This window comes from Paenalkalicoccus suaedae (genome assembly GCF_006965545.2).
Taxonomy (GTDB): domain Bacteria; phylum Bacillota; class Bacilli; order Bacillales; family Salisediminibacteriaceae; genus Paenalkalicoccus; species Paenalkalicoccus suaedae.
In genome coordinates this window covers 2,622,108-2,638,718 of sequence record NZ_CP041372.2, presented here as the reverse complement: position 1 = coordinate 2,638,718, position 16,611 = coordinate 2,622,108, and the positions used below count along the sequence as shown (strand labels likewise).

16 protein-coding genes are annotated in these 16,611 nt (G+C 41.6%); 13 read left to right on the top strand and 3 right to left on the bottom strand.

The window, feature by feature from the left end:
- The first annotated feature begins 14 nt into the window (after positions 1–14).
- Positions 15–2,261: a sensor domain-containing diguanylate cyclase gene (locus FLK61_RS14225; protein WP_176010054.1), complete on the top strand. Its 2,247-nt coding sequence runs from the start codon at positions 15–17 to the stop codon at positions 2,259–2,261.
- Between the two features lie 36 nt (positions 2,262–2,297).
- Here the strand turns inward: FLK61_RS14225 and FLK61_RS14220 are convergent, their stop codons facing one another.
- Positions 2,298–2,777 (bottom strand): GAF domain-containing protein, encoded by a 480-nt coding sequence (locus FLK61_RS14220; RefSeq protein ID WP_176010053.1) that lies wholly within the window; start codon positions 2,775–2,777, stop codon positions 2,298–2,300.
- 144 nt (positions 2,778–2,921) lie between these two features.
- On the opposite strand from FLK61_RS14220, the gene refZ reads away from it, so the two are divergent.
- Positions 2,922–3,542: a forespore capture DNA-binding protein RefZ gene (gene refZ / locus FLK61_RS14215; protein WP_249777601.1), complete on the top strand. Its 621-nt coding sequence runs from the start codon at positions 2,922–2,924 to the stop codon at positions 3,540–3,542.
- A 1-nt stretch (position 3,543) separates the two neighbouring features.
- On the opposite strand, the gene hisJ is transcribed toward refZ, so the two are convergent.
- Positions 3,544–4,350 carry a histidinol-phosphatase HisJ gene (hisJ, locus tag FLK61_RS14210; protein ID WP_176010051.1) on the bottom strand — a complete coding sequence of 269 codons (807 nt, stop codon included), beginning with the start codon at positions 4,348–4,350 and terminating at the stop codon, positions 3,544–3,546.
- A 203-nt stretch (positions 4,351–4,553) separates the two neighbouring features.
- Between hisJ and FLK61_RS14205 the strand changes: the two genes are divergently transcribed.
- From FLK61_RS14205 to FLK61_RS14185, 5 genes are all read left to right on the top strand, one after another.
- Positions 4,554–6,260, top strand: coding sequence for a septation ring formation regulator EzrA (locus FLK61_RS14205; protein WP_176010050.1), 1,707 nt, complete (start codon positions 4,554–4,556; stop codon positions 6,258–6,260).
- 66 nt (positions 6,261–6,326) lie between these two features.
- Positions 6,327–6,773: a hypothetical protein gene (locus tag FLK61_RS14200; RefSeq protein ID WP_176010049.1), complete on the top strand. Its 447-nt coding sequence runs from the start codon at positions 6,327–6,329 to the stop codon at positions 6,771–6,773.
- 602 nt (positions 6,774–7,375) lie between these two features.
- Complete coding sequence (locus tag FLK61_RS14195) at positions 7,376–8,506, top strand: cysteine desulfurase family protein (RefSeq protein WP_176010048.1); 1,131 nt, start codon at positions 7,376–7,378, stop codon at positions 8,504–8,506.
- 1 nt (position 8,507) lies between these two features.
- Positions 8,508–9,716: a tRNA uracil 4-sulfurtransferase ThiI gene (thiI, locus tag FLK61_RS14190; protein WP_176010047.1), complete on the top strand. Its 1,209-nt coding sequence runs from the start codon at positions 8,508–8,510 to the stop codon at positions 9,714–9,716.
- 26 nt (positions 9,717–9,742) lie between these two features.
- Entirely contained in the window at positions 9,743–11,314 is a 1,572-nt protein-coding gene (locus FLK61_RS14185; protein ID WP_176010046.1) for an amidohydrolase, read from the top strand.
- Between the two features lie 56 nt (positions 11,315–11,370).
- Here FLK61_RS14185 and FLK61_RS14180 read toward each other — a convergent pair whose 3' ends face one another.
- Positions 11,371–12,168 carry an NAD kinase gene (locus FLK61_RS14180; protein WP_176010045.1) on the bottom strand — a complete coding sequence of 266 codons (798 nt, stop codon included), beginning with the start codon at positions 12,166–12,168 and terminating at the stop codon, positions 11,371–11,373.
- Positions 12,169–12,293: 125 nt separating this feature from the next.
- Between FLK61_RS14180 and sppA the strand changes: the two genes are divergently transcribed.
- From sppA to FLK61_RS14150, 6 genes are all read left to right on the top strand, one after another.
- The gene (sppA, locus tag FLK61_RS14175) at positions 12,294–13,277 is read left to right on the top strand and encodes a signal peptide peptidase SppA (RefSeq protein WP_176010044.1); all 984 of its coding nucleotides are present in this window, start codon (positions 12,294–12,296) and stop codon (positions 13,275–13,277) included.
- A gap of 10 nt (positions 13,278–13,287) precedes the next feature.
- Positions 13,288–13,800 (top strand): RDD family protein, encoded by a 513-nt coding sequence (locus tag FLK61_RS14170; protein ID WP_176010043.1) that lies wholly within the window; start codon positions 13,288–13,290, stop codon positions 13,798–13,800.
- Positions 13,801–13,852: 52 nt separating this feature from the next.
- Entirely contained in the window at positions 13,853–14,530 is a 678-nt protein-coding gene (locus FLK61_RS14165; RefSeq protein WP_176010042.1) for a DUF2953 domain-containing protein, read from the top strand.
- Positions 14,478–14,888: a GerW family sporulation protein gene (gene ytfJ, locus FLK61_RS14160; RefSeq protein ID WP_176010041.1), complete on the top strand. Its 411-nt coding sequence runs from the start codon at positions 14,478–14,480 to the stop codon at positions 14,886–14,888. The genes FLK61_RS14165 and ytfJ overlap by 53 nt, the downstream gene beginning before the upstream one ends.
- A gap of 54 nt (positions 14,889–14,942) precedes the next feature.
- Positions 14,943–15,443, top strand: coding sequence for a thiol peroxidase (tpx, locus tag FLK61_RS14155; protein WP_176010040.1), 501 nt, complete (start codon positions 14,943–14,945; stop codon positions 15,441–15,443).
- A gap of 104 nt (positions 15,444–15,547) precedes the next feature.
- Positions 15,548–16,534, top strand: coding sequence for a class I SAM-dependent methyltransferase (locus FLK61_RS14150; protein ID WP_176010039.1), 987 nt, complete (start codon positions 15,548–15,550; stop codon positions 16,532–16,534).
- Positions 16,535–16,611 lie beyond the last annotated feature (77 nt).

The following is a 16,611-nucleotide window of genomic DNA, read 5'->3' as shown; positions in this document are numbered from 1 at the left end:
AAGAAGGGACCTCCATGGATACGCACGTAACAGATCATCTTCATACAATTATGGAAGAGCTATATTGTTCCCTTCTAGCTGAGGGAGAGTTAACGGGGAATGAACGAGTTAGGCTCCTCGACCAACGCAAACAGGTTATTTGTGCTGTACTTCCCGAGAAACATCAATCGGACAAGTTTTCCAATAATGATGACAGAGACCCTTCTATTACGTATATTATGCAAGAATCAAAGCCCTTTACAATAGAAAACTATACCATGATTGTTACTGTAGAAGGTACAAATGCAGACAAAGTGCTCTTCCTTCCAGAGACTATTCGTAAAGCATTACTCATTCTCATTCGAACAACGTTGCCAGTACATCGCAAAGCAGAAGCAGAAAAGGACGCTGTGCTACAACTATTATCTGAAATGTCTGAAGACCACAGTTTATTAAGCTTCTCAGAACGTTTTATTCATTACTTTAAACATATCGTGCAGGAATATCCAGTTACGTTGTTTTTAAAAGAAGAGGCGACAAATACCTTCCATCCATTAGCCTCTTCATTGGAGTCTATAAAGGCAACTCCACAGGAACATATTGTTTCAGATATTGAAATTTCACATTGGCAGCCTTTAAGAGTCCATAACCTTCAGTTTGAGCAAGCAGATGCTTGGGAGGGCCTCCTATCTGGCGAACCGATCTTTTTATTACCTATATTGTCGCAGAAAGAGATCATTGGTGCTGTTGGCGTGCACACAACCTTTAGCGCATTTTTGCAGGAGCAAAAAAATACTATATCAAGCTTTATTCATTCGTTCTCACCTTGGTTTGCAACGTTACGTGTGCAAGAAAAAATGTTAAAAGAAAAAATGCGTAAAGAGCTTTTATTAAAAGTAAATAAAACGTTCCACTCTTCTATGGATGTAAACAAAATTCTAGAGGAAGTACTTCTAGCAATTAAGGGAGCTTATCCTTCGTTCCGATTACAGTTATTTCTATCCCATGACTGGGAAGTAGCAGATGAATTACCTGTAAAACCGCTTGATTTGCAGACGTATCGCGATGGCGAGGCTGCGCAGGCGTATTTAAGTGGTCAAACGCAAGTAGTTCGAGGTAACGGCCAAACCCATGTATACGTTCCTTTAAAAGGGAAGCAAGGTATTTATGGTGTCTGCCAAATTAAGACGCCTTTCGCTAGAGCGTTTACCGATGAAGAATTGAGCTTTATTCAAGTCCTAACGGACACGGGTGGAATGGCCATTGAAAATGCGGATCTATATCAGCAGTCAAGACAGCATATTGAGGATCTGCAGATCATTAATCAAACTGCACATGAATTGAATGCGAATCGAGATATATCAGAGGCAGTTCATTTTATGGAAGCGAAGATGAAACAAGTTTTTGAGGCTGATGCTGTAGGGTTTATGATGTTCCAAGATAGATGGTATAACAAAAGCCATCGCTTTACTCTCTCGGAAGAAACTCTAATGAGCGATATCATGCGATCACACATGCAACCACTTCTTGACCGTATGCAAAATGGCAAAGAAGAAATTTTTATTGGTGATTGGAGCAGAGAGAGTGAAAAACCTCCGTTCTTATCCGTTATTGGTATCCCAATGATACACGATGACGAAGTCATTGGAGCAGCCTTTGTTTTTGGAAAGAATATGTATGCATTTAGCTTTGAAACATTTAAGCTATGTCAATCACTGGTCCATCATTCTACCTTAGCCTTTGTTAATGCAATGCTCCTTGAAGAGATGAAGAGCTTACTTGTAACCGATTATTTAACGAACCTCTATACTCGTGCACACATGGATGAACGTGTTCAACAATCGATGGAACAAGATGAGAAAGGGGCATTTATTCTCTTAGACATTGATCGCTTTAAACTGATTAATGATAAGCACGGTCATCAAATTGGTGATGCTGTTTTAGTTCAAGTCGGACAAGTCATTAAAATGCTTGCGAGGGATGCTCTAGATATTCCTGTTCGCTGGGGAGGAGAGGAGCTCGCCTTATATCTACCAAGTGTAGATATGGAGTACGCGTATGATGTTGCCGAAAAAATTCGTGAGCTCGTGCCTACTAAGACGAATCCTTCCGTTACGGTGTCATGTGGCGTATCCGTTTGGAAAAAAGCCGATGGCGTCCCTTCTTTAACAAAGCTATTTGGTCGAGCTGACGAAGCTATGTATCATGCCAAAAACTCAGGCCGAAATAAAGTAGTATTAGAAAATAAGACGCAAGCTACAAAAAAAGAAAATCACATGTAAAAAAGCAGCGGCCAATGGTCGCTGCTTTTACATATGTTATAAGTGTTTTTGTAGGATTTCTACGAATGCTTCTAATCCTTTTTGGTCTGTCTCGCTAAAACGAGCTTTAGAAGGGCTGTCGATGTCTAAAACACCATAAATCTCGCCATCCTTAATTAAGGGGATAACAATTTCGGAATTAGAGGCTGCATCACAAGCAATGTGACCAGGGAACGCATGCACGTCCTCGATTCGCTGCGTTTTTCTTTCAGAGACTGCAGTGCCACAAACGCCTTTACCTGATTTGATGCGAACACAGGCAGGTAACCCTTGGAAAGGACCTAATACGAGCTCGTCATCCTTCCACACATAGAAGCCAACCCAATTAACATCATCTAAAAATGCATTAAGTAAAGCAGAGGCATTACTTAAATTTGCGATCGTATCCTGCTCTCCATCAAGAAGTGCATCTAATTGCTTGCCTAGAAGGTTGTACTGCTCTTCCGTTGTACCGCTGTATGCTTGTGCTTGAAACATAATACCCTCACCTTTCCGAACTTTTTGAAAAGTATAGCACACCTTTATAAATATAAAAACCGTCAAGATTTGTCGAGCGAAAATTAAAGGATTTTCTGCTCTTCATACGAATTTAACATGACGGAGGGAAAGGGGTTTTGGCATGTGAGAAAGACATCTAAAGAAAAAGTACTTGAAGCTGCTGTAGAGCTATTTTATGCGAAAGGATATGCTAATACATCTGTGCGTGAAATTGCATCTCGTGCAACGGTTAATGTAGCGCTAATATCCTACCATTTTAATGGCAAGCAAGGACTTTTAGAAACGCTAATGACTACTTTTTTTGATGGATATATAGGTGCTTTAGAAAAAGAATGCGAAAAAGTAACGAATAGTACCAACAGTATTCGCTCTCATCTGGAGTCTGCCTGTAGATCCATGCTCCTTTTTCAGCAACAGTTTGATGTGCTCTCTCGCTTTGTGCATCGGGAAATGACGCTCGACTCCATTTTAGTAAGAGAAATTATGTCATCGTATTTAACGAAGGAGCGTCACTTATTTCGTTATTTGTTAGAAGAGGCGTTTGCTCAAGGAGAGATGATCACTCCGGTCAACGAATATATGATTATTCAGCTTCGTGGCCTATTAACATTACCGTTTTTGCATTCTCAATATATTCGAGAAGTGCACTACATGGTTGCGAGCGAATCGTATTTCTTAGATCGCTATTTTGAGACTGTCCGTAAGTGGTTAGATGCTCATATTGGAGAACCTAGTATTGTATAAATTAGGTAGTGGCAAAACCCTCCACTATTTCTCGATCAGCCCCTAAGGTGGAAATATCATGTGAATCCGACCCATAAATAAGGGGGATTTGCTTCTCTTTGGCTTGTTTTTGAATCTGTTCATCGGGATAAATCTCTAGGCAGTGTTCCTTTCGTAAGCCTGCCGTATTTAAATCAAGTGCGTATCCTTTTTTTGCAACAGCCTCCAGTACCTCTGAAATATAGTAGCTATCATTAAAATTTCGGGGGTGAGCGACTTGGAATTTGCGAGCTAAGGTCATGTGGCCAATCCTGTTAGGCTTATAGATTCCAAGATCTGATTGAATAGACTTCAGAACTGCCTGGTAGTATTCTTTGTAAACGTTTTGCACGCCTCCAAATGCCGTAACCAATTCCCCGAATGCCTCTTTACTTAAATCCATACATTCGTAGATTGAACCGACCTTTAAAAAGTGGACCGATAAAATACCATCATCGAGCTGATCACCGTACTCGTTTAAGAATGCCTTCGTCTCATGCTCGAATTCTGCTATATAATCGACTTCGAGCCCTGTTCGAATAAGTAGACGACCTTTATACTCCTGTTTCACCTTTTCAACAGAGGTAAAATAGGCTTCGAGATCATGTAACGACATCGCGCTATCTTGATCGGGCACAGGGTCTCTGAAGGACGGAGGAAGTGGTGCATGCTCGGTAAAGGAGATCTCCTTCAACCCCAATTCTATTGCTCTTTCGCAGTATTGCTGAAGAGTGTCAGGCGAGCCGTGTGGACAAAATGGTGTGTGTACATGCCGATCATACGTAATCATCTAAATCCCTCATTTCATTATGTCTGAAAATAATTTGCCAGGAATGTGAATAAATTGTTTCAATCCGTCTCATACATGATAAAATACACATATGAGACAGACGTAAAAATAGTTATTATGAAGCATTAATGCGATTAACAGATGAATCTAGTATATATAATCTTTAAATAGAACGAAAGGTTGTTAGCTTAGGGGGTTAGTTCATGACAGTATATGTAATTATTGGTGTAGTCGTTGTGCTTGCAGCACTCATTGGCTATGGAGCTTTGTCTAGAAAACGAATCTATCAGGAAGTGGACCGGCTTGGTGCTGTTAAGATGGAGCTTATGAATAAGCCTGTAACAGAGGAGCTCTCTAAGATGAAAGGCTTAAAAATGTCTGGAGAGACAGAAGCAAGGTTTGAGCAGTGGCGTGAAGAGTGGGATAGTATCGTTACCGTTCAATTACCCGATATGGAAGAAAAACTGTTTAATGTCGAAGAGTATGCGAATAAATATCGATTCTCTCGTGCAAAGCAAGAGCTTGAATTAGTAGACGAACAACTACTCGCAATTTCTCAACATATGGAGCAACTCGTAAAAGAAGTGAAAGAACTCATACATAGTGAAGAGAAGAATCGGTCCGATATCGGAAGCATGAAAGAGCTTTATGATGAGACAAAAAAGAAGCTATGGGTACAAAAAGGAACGCTTGGTCCAGCGGTTCCTGCGCTAGAACAAACACTGAAAGACGTACAAGAAAAGTTTACTGTTTTTGAAGAACAAACAGAAGAAGGCAACTACTATCAGGCACGAGAGACGCTTCAAGAAATAGAGACTCAGTTGAATCAATGTCAACAAATTATCGAAGAAGTTCCTCATTACTTATTAAAGACACAAAAGGAAATTCCGAATCAGCTGTCTGATTTAAAGGCTGGTATGCAAGAAATGGCAGCAGAAGGGTACCCAATGGAACATTTTTCGGCATCTTGGCAAGTCGAAGAAATAGAAAAGCGACATGAGATGCTACTTCCTCTAATTGTGAATCTGCAAATAGAAGAAGTAAAAGAGCCAGTTGAAACTATTGAGTCAGATATTAATGATATTTATGACAAGCTAGAGCATGAGGTCTTGGCACGTAAAGCAGTGGAATCAGAGAGAATAGATGTCGCAACTAAAATGGAACAACTGCCTATCTTATTGCAAGATTTAGAAACGGAAATGGAACTTGTAAAGGCGAATTATCGTCTGACGGAAGAGGATGATCGTAAGCTCATTCAAATTACAAAAGAGCTTAGAGAAATCCAAGCGAAATTTGCCGTTTTGGATGACGTCATTACAGAGCGTAAGCAGACATTTACGACAGCTAGGAAGAGAATGGACGAATTCAAAGAAGAGCTAGAAGCATTCACTCAAGAACTCACCCAGTCAAAAGAAAACTTCCGTCATTTACGCAGTGATGAACGAAATGCGGAAGAAGCAATATTGCATATGAAGCAAGAAATGACTCGTGGGTTACGCACGTTAAAGCGAAGTAACCTTCCTGGAATACCAGAGACACTCGTTCATACGATGGATGCTGCAGAGGACATTCTTCAGGAGGTTAGTGAAGAGCTCAAGCAGACACCCATCTCGATGCAAGAGGTGAAGCGGAAGCTACAAATAGCTGAAGATGAAGTAGAAGGTGCTATTGGACAATTAGAGGACACGATTTATTTCGCTACGATGGCTGAACGAGTAATTCAATACGGTAATCGCTACAGAAGTACACATGATCATATTCATATTTTACTTCTTCAAGCAGAAGATCGTTTTAGAAGCTATTTATACGAAGAAGCCCTTGAATTAGCGCTTGAAGGGGTAGAATCAAAGGATCCATATGTACTAGATAAAGTAAAGGATAAAGATCTTGTATCTCAATCTAATTCTTAAGTCATGTTTAGGTCGTAGATAATGTGGTATAATAGAACTAATATATCATCTTAGGAGGCCATTCACGTGAAAAAAGAGCGCATCATCGTAGGAGCTGCCATTCTCGCATGTGTATCGATTTGGGGAGTAGTCCTCGTATTATTTCTCGGAGATGAAGAAATGGATGTACCTGACTTAGGGGTATTTTATGCAGATGAGTTTAAGTCTGCGGAATCAACTCCAACGACTATTACGACGACTGAAACGTTGACACCAATTGTAGCAGAGCCGCGAGAGCCGAATAGAACAATTCCTATTGAGGAAGAAGTGACAGAAGACACCACGCCACCTATTGACGCAGATCTTGCCGTCGATCAGGATGAATTGTTCTATAAAGAGGACGGGAATTGGCTAATCGATGAGCAAATATTAGAGGAAGTCGGATTTAATCGACGTGATATAGAGACTATTTTTGGTGAAACAAACATTTCCATTGATGACGTATTGGCGCTCTTGGATGTATCGGAAGAATAAATACTTAGGCTGGGGCACGCTGACCCAGTCTTTTTTTGTGCGAGGATTAACCGGAAATGAGGCACAATTAACCGAAAGTGGTCGTTGATTAACCGGAAACATGGCGTCATTAACCGAAAGTGGTCGTTGATTAACCGGAAACATGGCGTCATTAACCGAAGCGGAGCGTTGATTAACCGGAAACATGGCGTCATTAACCGAAGCGGAGCGTTGATTAACCGGAAACATGGCATCATTAACCGAAGCGGAGCGTTGATTAACCGGAAGCATGGCATCATTAACCGAAAGTGGTCGTTGATTAACCGGAAACATGGCATCATTAACCGAAAGTGGTCGTTGATTAACCGGAAACATGGCATCATTAACCGAAGCGGAGCGTCGATTATCCGAAAACGTAGCTCCATTATCCGAAAACGTAGCTCCATTATCCAAAAATGCCTCTACTTATTCGCCTCTTCCTTACCCTATCCTTTTTTTAACAGGACACGTTTTTCATATAACAAACAAACCTAGTCAAAACATATCCCATTATGTATGTTTTTTCGGCGCCATATATGCTAAGATAACGTGTTGAGAATACGAACGGAATGGGGCAGAAAGACATGATTTATTTTGACAACAGTGCGACGACAAAGCCAAGACAAGAGGTCATGGACACATACCTCAAAGTAGCAACAACGTATTTTGCAAATCCTAACTCTATTCACCCACTAGGACATCAGAGTAGAAACCTCATGGAACAGGCGAGAAAGCAAATACTTGACGTTATGAAAGCAAGGGGCAAGCAAGCCTATTTTACTTCTGGTGGGACAGAAGCAAACAACCTTGCATTACGTGGGATAGCAAAGTCTTTCGCTAATCGAGGAAAGCATATTATTACAACAGCCATGGAGCACCCTTCTATTTTGGAATCAGCAGAAGCGTTAAAAGCAGAAGGGTTTACAATCACAGTTATTAATCCAGATGAAACTGGAAAAGTATCTGTAGAGGAAGTCATGGCAGCGGTGCGAGAAGATACAATCTTAGTTTCTGTCGTGCATGTAAATAGCGAGGTAGGTACGATAAATCATATCGAAGAGCTCGCAGACAAATTAAAGTCTTCTTCAACCACCTACTTACACGTCGATCATGTACAGGGAGTCACGAAGGTGCCGCTTTGTTTAGATGATATAGATTTAGTCACGATCTCAAGCCATAAGTTCCACGGTGTCAAGGGCAGTGGGTGCTTGCTTGTGAACGAATCTATTCGTATGGAGGCGCAAATTCTAGGCGGCGGACAAGAAGAGGCTGTTAGATCTGGGACGGAGCACGTGCCAGGCGTTGTTGCGATGGCTAAAGCGTTGCGTTTAGCTGAGGAAACTCGGGAGGAGACCACAGCTAGATTGCGAGAGATAAATGTGTTTTTAGAAGAGAAACTATCGCTCATGGACGGTGTCATTATAAATAGTCCAACGGACCGAGCGCCTCATATTTTGCAATTTTCTATCCCAAATCTTAAACCAGAGGTCCTCATTCAAGCTTTGGCTGAAAGAGATATCTATGTATCAACTACAACAGCTTGTGCTTCGAAACACCAAAAGCCAAGCCAGGCATTAATGGCAATGAACAAAGAAAAGCTTGCAAGCTCTGCTATTAGAGTGTCATTATCCTCATTTAGTACAATGGAGGAAGCAGACTGTTTTATTGTCGTGATGCAAAAATTACTAAAGACATTAGCAAAGGTAGGAAGATAGCATGCAATATGAGCACGTGTTAGTAAGGTACGCGGAATTATCGTTAAAAGGGAAAAATAGAAAAAAGTTTGAAAGACAGCTTGATCAGAATATTCGAGAGGCTTTAAGCGAATATCCAGCTGTAAAAACAACACGCTCATTTGGGAGACTCTATGTGTTACTTAATGGGACGGCCTATGAGGATGTTAGAGAAAAACTAAAACATGTATTTGGGATTCATTCTTTTAGTCCAGCAATGAAAGTAGATTTTGACGTTGATGCCATGTGTGAAGCCGCTTATACGTTAACAAAAGAAGCACTTGAACAACGTAATGGTGCAGGCACATTCAAAATAAATGTTAGACGAATAAATAAAGGATTTCCTCACGGCTCAGCTGAACTAAATTATACGTTAGGTAGCTATGTGCTAGCTAGAATGGAAAAGCTAACGGTTGATGTGAAAAAGCCAGATGTAGAGATAAAAGTAGAAATTCGCTCAGAGGCCGTTTTTGTGACAGGCCAAACAGAAAAAGGGGCTGGAGGATTACCAGTCGGTACGAGTGGGAATGTATTACTTATGTTATCCGGTGGAATTGATAGTCCAGTAGCAGGCTACTTAGCGTTAAAGCGTGGAGTAACACTAGAAGCCATTCATTTCCATAGTCCTCCTTATACGAATGCGCAGGCAAAGAAAAAAGTAGAAGATTTGGCTAGAAAATTAACAAAGTATGCGGGAACTGTGAAAGTGCATTTTGTGCCGTTTACGGAGCTTCAGCTCGCGATTCATAAACAAATTCCAGACAACTGTGAGATCACCGTAACAAGGCGATTCATGCTTCGTATTGCTGAGCAGTTTGCAAAACAGAATGGCAACAAAGCACTTGTAAATGGGGAGAGCCTTGGACAAGTTGCTAGTCAAACGCTTGATAGTATGGTAGCGATTAATGACGTGACAACGATGCCAGTTCTGCGTCCGTTAGTCACAATGGATAAACAAGAGACGATTGAGATTGCCCGGGAAATAGATACGTATGCAACATCCATCTTACCATTTGAAGACTGTTGCACGATTTTTTTGCCGGCAGATCCTAAAACTCGGCCGAAGCTTGAAAAAATCCGCTATTACGAGAGCTTTATGAACGTGGAAGAGCTTGTGAATGAGACCGTAGCAAAGATCGAGACAGTGGAAATAAGAGAGAGAGAAGAAGAGGAGTTTACCTCTTTACTTTAACCATAAAATGATTTGGAGGAGAAGCTGTGAAGACGTTATGGTATGGGGGACGTGTGAGAACGTTAGTTAGTCCAAAGCAAGTTGAAGAGGCAATTGTCACAGAAGAGGGAAAGGTTATTGCGGTCGGGCAAGAAACGGATTTGCGCGCACGCTTCGCTATTTCCGAGGAAATAAAAGTAGACGGTGTGATTTACCCTGGCTTTGTCGATAGTCATTTACACATGGTTGGACATGGAGAGAAGCTGTTGAAGCTAGATGTATCAGAGCTTACATCCATTCGAGAATTAGTGGAGGAGCTACGAGTAATCGCCAACGATACGCCCAAAGGGGAATGGATCTTAGCAGAAGGATTTAATGAAAATCTGTACGAGGGCTACACATTACCTGACAAAGAGGTATTAGATAACGTGTCAGTAGACCATCCCATCATGGTAACGCGAGTTTGTCGTCATGCGATGGTAACGAACTCAACTGGTTTAAAGCTTGCGGGAATAACGGCAAATACAGATGACATCGCGGGTGGTGTGATCGTTCGAGATGACCACGGAGAGCCTACTGGCTACTTACATGACCAGGCGCAGGAGCTTTTAAAAGAAGTGCTTCCTAAAAAAGATCGAGCATATGTAGGACGAGCTCTTCGAGCATCTGTGAAGGACCTCTTATCAAAAGGGTTTACTGGTGGACACACAGAGGATTTATTTTATTATGATAGCCCAACAGACACGCTTGACGTCTTTAACGAAGTGCTGGATGAAACCCCGTTTCGAACGAATATGCTCGTACACCACGAAGCGGCGGAGGAGATTTTAAGCCTAGACGAGAAGCTTCATGAACATATCACGTTAGGATCGGTCAAGATCTTTGCTGATGGTGCATTAGGTGGACGGACGGCTTATTTATCTGAGCCATATGCGGACGATCCATCAACGCATGGGGTAGCAATTCATTCGCAGGAAGGGTTAAACGAATTAGTTCGTTATGCGAGAGAAAAAGGGATGCCCGTAGCCATTCACGTAATAGGAGATCAGGCTTTAGAGATGGCTATCATAGCAATTGAACGTTATCCGGTTCCAGTAGGGAAGAGAGATAGATTAATTCATTTGCAAGTAACGAGAGAAGAACTTGTGGAGCGATTAAAGCAACTTCCTGTTATTTTAGACATTCAACCACGCTTTGTTGCATCTGATTTCCCTTGGGTAGAGGAGAGATTAGGGGAGAGAGCAGCGCGTTCATTCGCATGGAAGTCACTTCTTGACGAAGGGATTATCTGTGCAGGAGGTTCTGACGCTCCTATTGAACCAATAGAGCCGATGCTAGGCCTGCATGCTGCGGTAACGAGAAGACGACCTTTTGAGCAACATCCGGGATACAACCCTGATCAAAAGCTTTCCGTATTTGAATCGCTTAGGTTGTTCACCTATGGAAGTGCGCAGGCGATCAGTAAAGAAGAAGAGTACGGACTTATTAAACCAGGCTATCACGCAGATTTCACCATCCTTTCTCACGACTTAGAGGACTTAGAACCCGACGAGTGGTTAAAGGTACATGTCGAGAAGACGGTAATAGGTGGCGAGGTTGCCTACGAGGCACATTCTTAACACAAAAAGGCGCATTAGGTAAGGGCTTCACTCTAATGCGCTCTCTTTCTATCTACTTATAAAAAGCTTCTCTTTACTTTGTGTAAGAAGAGATTATCCTTCATACGAAGCGTTTTAATTTCTTTATCAGAAACCTTAATACGAACCTCATGTGAATGGCGAATGCTCATTGCTTCGTTATCAAGACCAATGATAGGATGGTCATTTCCATCTTGAACGATCTTTAAAACAAGCTCTCGTCCTTTACTTAAAAGTAGAGGAGCGCCGAGCGTTCGATACTGGCTATTGTTAACAGACGCAATTTCTGTTAATTGCATCGCTTTTAGCTTAGGGTCGACAACTGCACCACCTAAGGATTTGTTATAAGCAGTACTTCCTGTTGGTGTGGATACTACTAAGCCATCACCTCGGAATGTCTCGAAGTATAAGCCATCGATATGTACATCGATTACAAATGTCTTAATAATATTCGAACGAATCGAGAATTCATTTAAACAGTGGAAACTTTTCATGCCATCAATCGTAACTTCTAGAGTAGGGTAACGAAGGACTTCGATTAATTCGGATTGCATACCGAGTTCAATTCGTTCTAAGTTATCTAAATGGAAGTCGGTATAGAAGCCTACAGAATCATCATTAACGCCGATGTAAAGGCAGTCTTCTCTAAAGTGCGTCTTTCGCACAGCCTGTAAAAAGGCACCGTCTCCACCAATGCTTGCAATGATGGATGCTTCGCTTGGGTGATCGACAAGTTTAAAATCGTATTTACGACCAAGTTTTTTTACTTCTTCGAGCTTTGAATCAATGTCATCCGAATGTTTGTAAAATAAATACGCGTTTTTCTGGTTTGTCATTATAGTCAATCTCCCTTTCTTTTATTAAGAATGCGGTTTCCTATTTACTATGATAACAAAACCTTTAAATAATAACAGCTTTCTATCGTTTAGAAGAGAGCAATTTTTTTGAGGAGGAAGATACAATGAATGGAAAACGCTGGATAGCACTTATAGCGGCAGCATCACTTTTACTCTTTTCATCTGCGATTAGTTTCTTTCAAGCAGGATTAGGGAGTAATATGGAGGAATTTTTTGCTTCTACGACAGACCCAGTTAATGAGCGGGTAATTGAACCCGGGACTGGTCGAGATAAAATTGCGGTCTTATCTCTAGATGGCATCATTCAAGGTGGTGCAGCAGGATTATTTGGTGGAGGATACGATCATCAATTATTTTTATCTCAGTTAGACCATGCGGCAAATGATCCAAATGTTTCAGGTGTCGTTCTTCGAGTCAATACGCCTGGTGGTGGAGTTGTGGAAAGCGACGAGATACATAGAAAGATTGTAGAGCTCCAAGAGGACTTCGGTAAGCCAGTATACGTAGCAATGGGTTCTCAGGCTGCGAGCGGTGGCTACTACGTCTCGGCACCAGCAGAAGCGATTTATGCGAACCCTCAAACGATCACAGGTTCACTTGGTGTGATTATGTCATCGATTAATTTTAGTGGTCTTGCAGAAGATTTAGGCATTGAAGAGCAAGTGATTAAGAGTGGCCCTTACAAAGATATTATGTCTGCTACTCGTGAAATGACGGACGATGAGCGAGAGATTTTACAGTCCATTGTAGATGATGCTTACGGACAGTTTGTAGACGTTATCGATAGCGGACGTGATAATTTATCTAGAGAGCAAGTATTAGAGCTTGCTGATGGAAGAATTTATACGGGTTCACAAGCAGCTGAGAATGGATTGATTGATGGGGTTGGTGACACAACCGACGTTATTGAAGCGTTAAAGGAAAATCTTGGTCAGCCAGATATAACGGTTGTGGAGTATGAACCAGGATTAGGTTTTGGATCCCTATTAGGTAGCACGCTAGACGGCGTATTTAATCAGCAGGCACAGCTAACGGACTTTTTAAACCAGCATCAAGGTCCAAAACTTATGTACCTATACACAGATTGAGGTGATATCAATGGCAACTAAACTAAAATATGAAGGCGAGTCGCTCGCGTACGCAGGATTCTGGATGCGTTTTTGGGCGTACTTTGTAGATATTATTTTAACATCTTCATTAACTGGAGCTGTGATTGCGTTAGTTTTCGGTCAGTCTGAATGGTCATTTGGTGTCATCACATTAAGTGGCTTAATAGGAGCAATAATCACGTATGGCTATTTTGTCATACTGACAAAACTCTTTCAGCAAACGCTAGGGAAACAATTATTTGGGATTATCGTTCTTTCGAATGAGAAGAGAGAGCTCTCATGGCTTGATGTCCTTTTCCGCGAGGTGATAGGACGATTCATTTACCGATCCTTAGTATTCACGAATTTGCTTTACCTTATCGTACCCTTCCAGAGGGAAAAGAGAGGGATTCACGATTTTATCGGTAACACCTACGTGGCTTTAGAGCCAAGGAAGAAAAGAGTTGTTACACCAGTTGAAGAAGTAACTGCTTATCCAGTAACCCCAGAGGTTTCTTCGTAAGTAGTATGAGGAAAGGCACCTTCGTCCACAATGTGGAAGGAGGTGCCTTCTTATGTATGTCATTCTTGTGATCTTCCTACTTCTATGGATATGGTACTTACCACTATCTGTACAAATCCGTCTGCGCGGCACGCATCAAGAACTATCCGTTGAATGCAAGCTCTACGTTTATATAAAACAATTAGGTATTACAAAGAAATGGGAAAATATCTTGCTTACGCCTGAAGGGTTAAAGGCGACTAGTAAGACGAAACATAAACAAGAGAAATCACGATTTACGCTTAGGGACGTCCTTGTTGATCTTGAAATCTGGAAAAAGATCCAGGCGAATATCTCTGGCCTTCATCGTTTAGTGAAAGCATGTTTAGGTGGCATTCATATCAAGAAGTTTTCCTTCGTTTCTCATCTTGCCTTAAAAGAAGCGCATCATACGGCCCTCGTTACGCAAGGCGTTCACACGTTTGTGTACCTGCTTCTTGCAATCATGTCGACTTATATGAGGCTTGACCGTAAGCCTCATGTTGTCGTGATTCCACACTTTAGTAAAGGAAGAGGAGCTACTGTCCGGTTCGATTGTATAGGGAGAATAAAAGTCGGTCATACTATTCGTATTCTAGTAGCAGGTATTCGCTATGGTTTAATACGTACGTGGCGATCCATTCGAGAGGAGTTAAAGCATGAGCGAGCATCCGATTCAAGGGTTAATGAAAACAGCAATGGAAAACATTAAAGAGATGGTGGACGTAAATACCATCGTTGGTGATCCTGTAGAATCCCCAGATGGAAGTGTTATTTTGCCAATTTCACGAGTGGGATTTGGATTTGCAGCAGGAGGAAGTGAGTTTGTCGTTGGTAAAGAAAGCAGCCTTCATGGCGAGAACGCTCATCCATTTGGCGGAGGGAGCGGGGGCGGTGTGTCGATCACGCCAATTGCGTTCCTTATTGTTAACGGACGTGAGATTCGACTTGTTCACGTGGATCAGCAAACACATTTACTTGAGAAGCTTCTAGAAGTGGCGCCTCAGGCTTATGAGAAGATCCAAGAGCTGATGGCAAACAAAAATAGAGGGAATCACAACTCTTTTTAGGATGAAGTTCTCCTTTTTCTGTGGTAGGCTTTAAGAAAAAGGAGGAATTTACATATGACACAATTTACATTTAAGCACAACCCAATTACGTTAGTAGGGGACACAGTAAAAGTTGGAGAAAAAGCACCTTCTTTTACTGTACTAAAAAATGATCTATCTCCTATTTCTCTTGAAGAAGCAAAGGGAAAGAAGCTTTTAATTAGCGTCGTTCCATCTATCGATACAGGTGTATGCGATGAGCAAACTCGTCGCTTTAATAAAGATGCGTCTGAAATCGACAATACAGAGGTGTGGACGATTAGTGTGGATCTTCCATTCGCACAACGTCGCTGGTGCGCAGCAGCAGGACTCACAAATGTACTCACGCTTTCGGATCATAAGGATCTAGATTTCGGCAAAAAATATGGTGTTGTTATTGAAGAAATGCGTTTACTTGCGCGCTCTGTATACGTGATCGATACGACGGGAACTATTTCGTATATCGAGAACGTTCAAGAAGGTAGCGATCACCCTAATTACGAAGCAGCAATCGAAGCGTTACGTCAAGCAAAGTAACAATTGGGCGTCGTCACTTATAGATAGTGGCGACGTTTTGCTTTTCTTTAGCATGATATTCTACTATCATGGGTAAAGGAATTTAGAGAAGAGAGAGGGATACTATGGCACAAGCGACAGATACAGAGAAGTACTTTGAATGGTTAGATAAGGGAACGACCCGTTTACAAAAGGAGCTTGATCTCGTTTACCTAGAGGCATTAGCCCTAATGGGTGAGAGCGTGTTTCAGAAAGAGGTTCCTGCAGAGATAAAAGAAAAAGAGCTAATTAAAAATCTTATCAATAAAATAGAAAAGCTCGAGGCACCTAAAGAAGCCGTTAGACGGGCCATTCAACTTGCGGTGTTAAAGGGGATGAGAGAAGCAACGCAACCTCATCACGCCATGACACCTGACGCAGTTGCTTTATTTATTGGATTTTTACTAGATAAACTCCTATCTAAGACAATGGACGAAAATAAATATGTTCTCTACGATCCGGCATTAGGAGCAGGCAATTTGATGACGGCCGTGAGTAATCAAATGAAGTCTGACACACATTTTATTGGGGTCGAGCCTGACGAGACACTCTTGCAGCTAGCTTTTGTCAATGCTAATTTACAAAAGCACTCTGTAGACTTATTTCATCAGGACAGCGTAGCCTCACAAGCGATAAAAAATGTACATGCTGTTGTATCGGACCTACCAATTGGCTATTACCCAAATGATGATATTGCAAGTAAATTTAGTGTTGCGGCATCGAGTGGCCACACGTACGTGCATCACCTTCTTATCGAACAGGCAATCGACCATACGGTTGAAGGAGGCTTCCTAGTATTTTTAGTGCCAAACAGTCTGTTCCAATCGGAGCAATCCGATAAGCTACATGCTATGGTAAAACAAACGTCGGACATTTACGCGTTTCTCCAGCTTCCTGCAACGATGTTTAAAACGAAACAGGCTGCTAAGAGTATTCTTGTATTAAGAAAGAAGAAGGACGGTGTTATTCCACCAAAGCAGGCACTTTTAGCTGAGCTACCTTCCTTTGCAAGAGAGGATGCACTTAAAGACATGATGGCGCAAATTTCCACCTGGTTTGATCAAAACTTATAAACGAAGCAAACTGTACTATTTTGTATGCATGTATACGATTACAACTGTGTAATAGGATACAAAAAACTCTGAAAAAT

Coding starts and splice junctions, on each gene's coding strand:
- FLK61_RS14225 (WP_176010054.1), top strand. CDS start 15: ATGGATACGCACGTAACAGATCATCTTCATACAATTATGGAAGAGCTA.
- FLK61_RS14220 (WP_176010053.1), bottom strand. CDS start 2,777: ATGTTTCAAGCACAAGCATACAGCGGTACAACGGAAGAGCAGTACAAC.
- hisJ (WP_176010051.1), bottom strand. CDS start 4,350: ATGATTACGTATGATCGGCATGTACACACACCATTTTGTCCACACGGC.
- FLK61_RS14205 (WP_176010050.1), top strand. CDS start 4,554: ATGACAGTATATGTAATTATTGGTGTAGTCGTTGTGCTTGCAGCACTC.
- FLK61_RS14195 (WP_176010048.1), top strand. CDS start 7,376: ATGATTTATTTTGACAACAGTGCGACGACAAAGCCAAGACAAGAGGTC.
- thiI (WP_176010047.1), top strand. CDS start 8,508: ATGCAATATGAGCACGTGTTAGTAAGGTACGCGGAATTATCGTTAAAA.
- FLK61_RS14180 (WP_176010045.1), bottom strand. CDS start 12,168: ATGACAAACCAGAAAAACGCGTATTTATTTTACAAACATTCGGATGAC.
- sppA (WP_176010044.1), top strand. CDS start 12,294: ATGAATGGAAAACGCTGGATAGCACTTATAGCGGCAGCATCACTTTTA.
- FLK61_RS14170 (WP_176010043.1), top strand. CDS start 13,288: ATGGCAACTAAACTAAAATATGAAGGCGAGTCGCTCGCGTACGCAGGA.
- FLK61_RS14165 (WP_176010042.1), top strand. CDS start 13,853: ATGTATGTCATTCTTGTGATCTTCCTACTTCTATGGATATGGTACTTA.
- ytfJ (WP_176010041.1), top strand. CDS start 14,478: ATGAGCGAGCATCCGATTCAAGGGTTAATGAAAACAGCAATGGAAAAC.
- tpx (WP_176010040.1), top strand. CDS start 14,943: ATGACACAATTTACATTTAAGCACAACCCAATTACGTTAGTAGGGGAC.
- FLK61_RS14150 (WP_176010039.1), top strand. CDS start 15,548: ATGGCACAAGCGACAGATACAGAGAAGTACTTTGAATGGTTAGATAAG.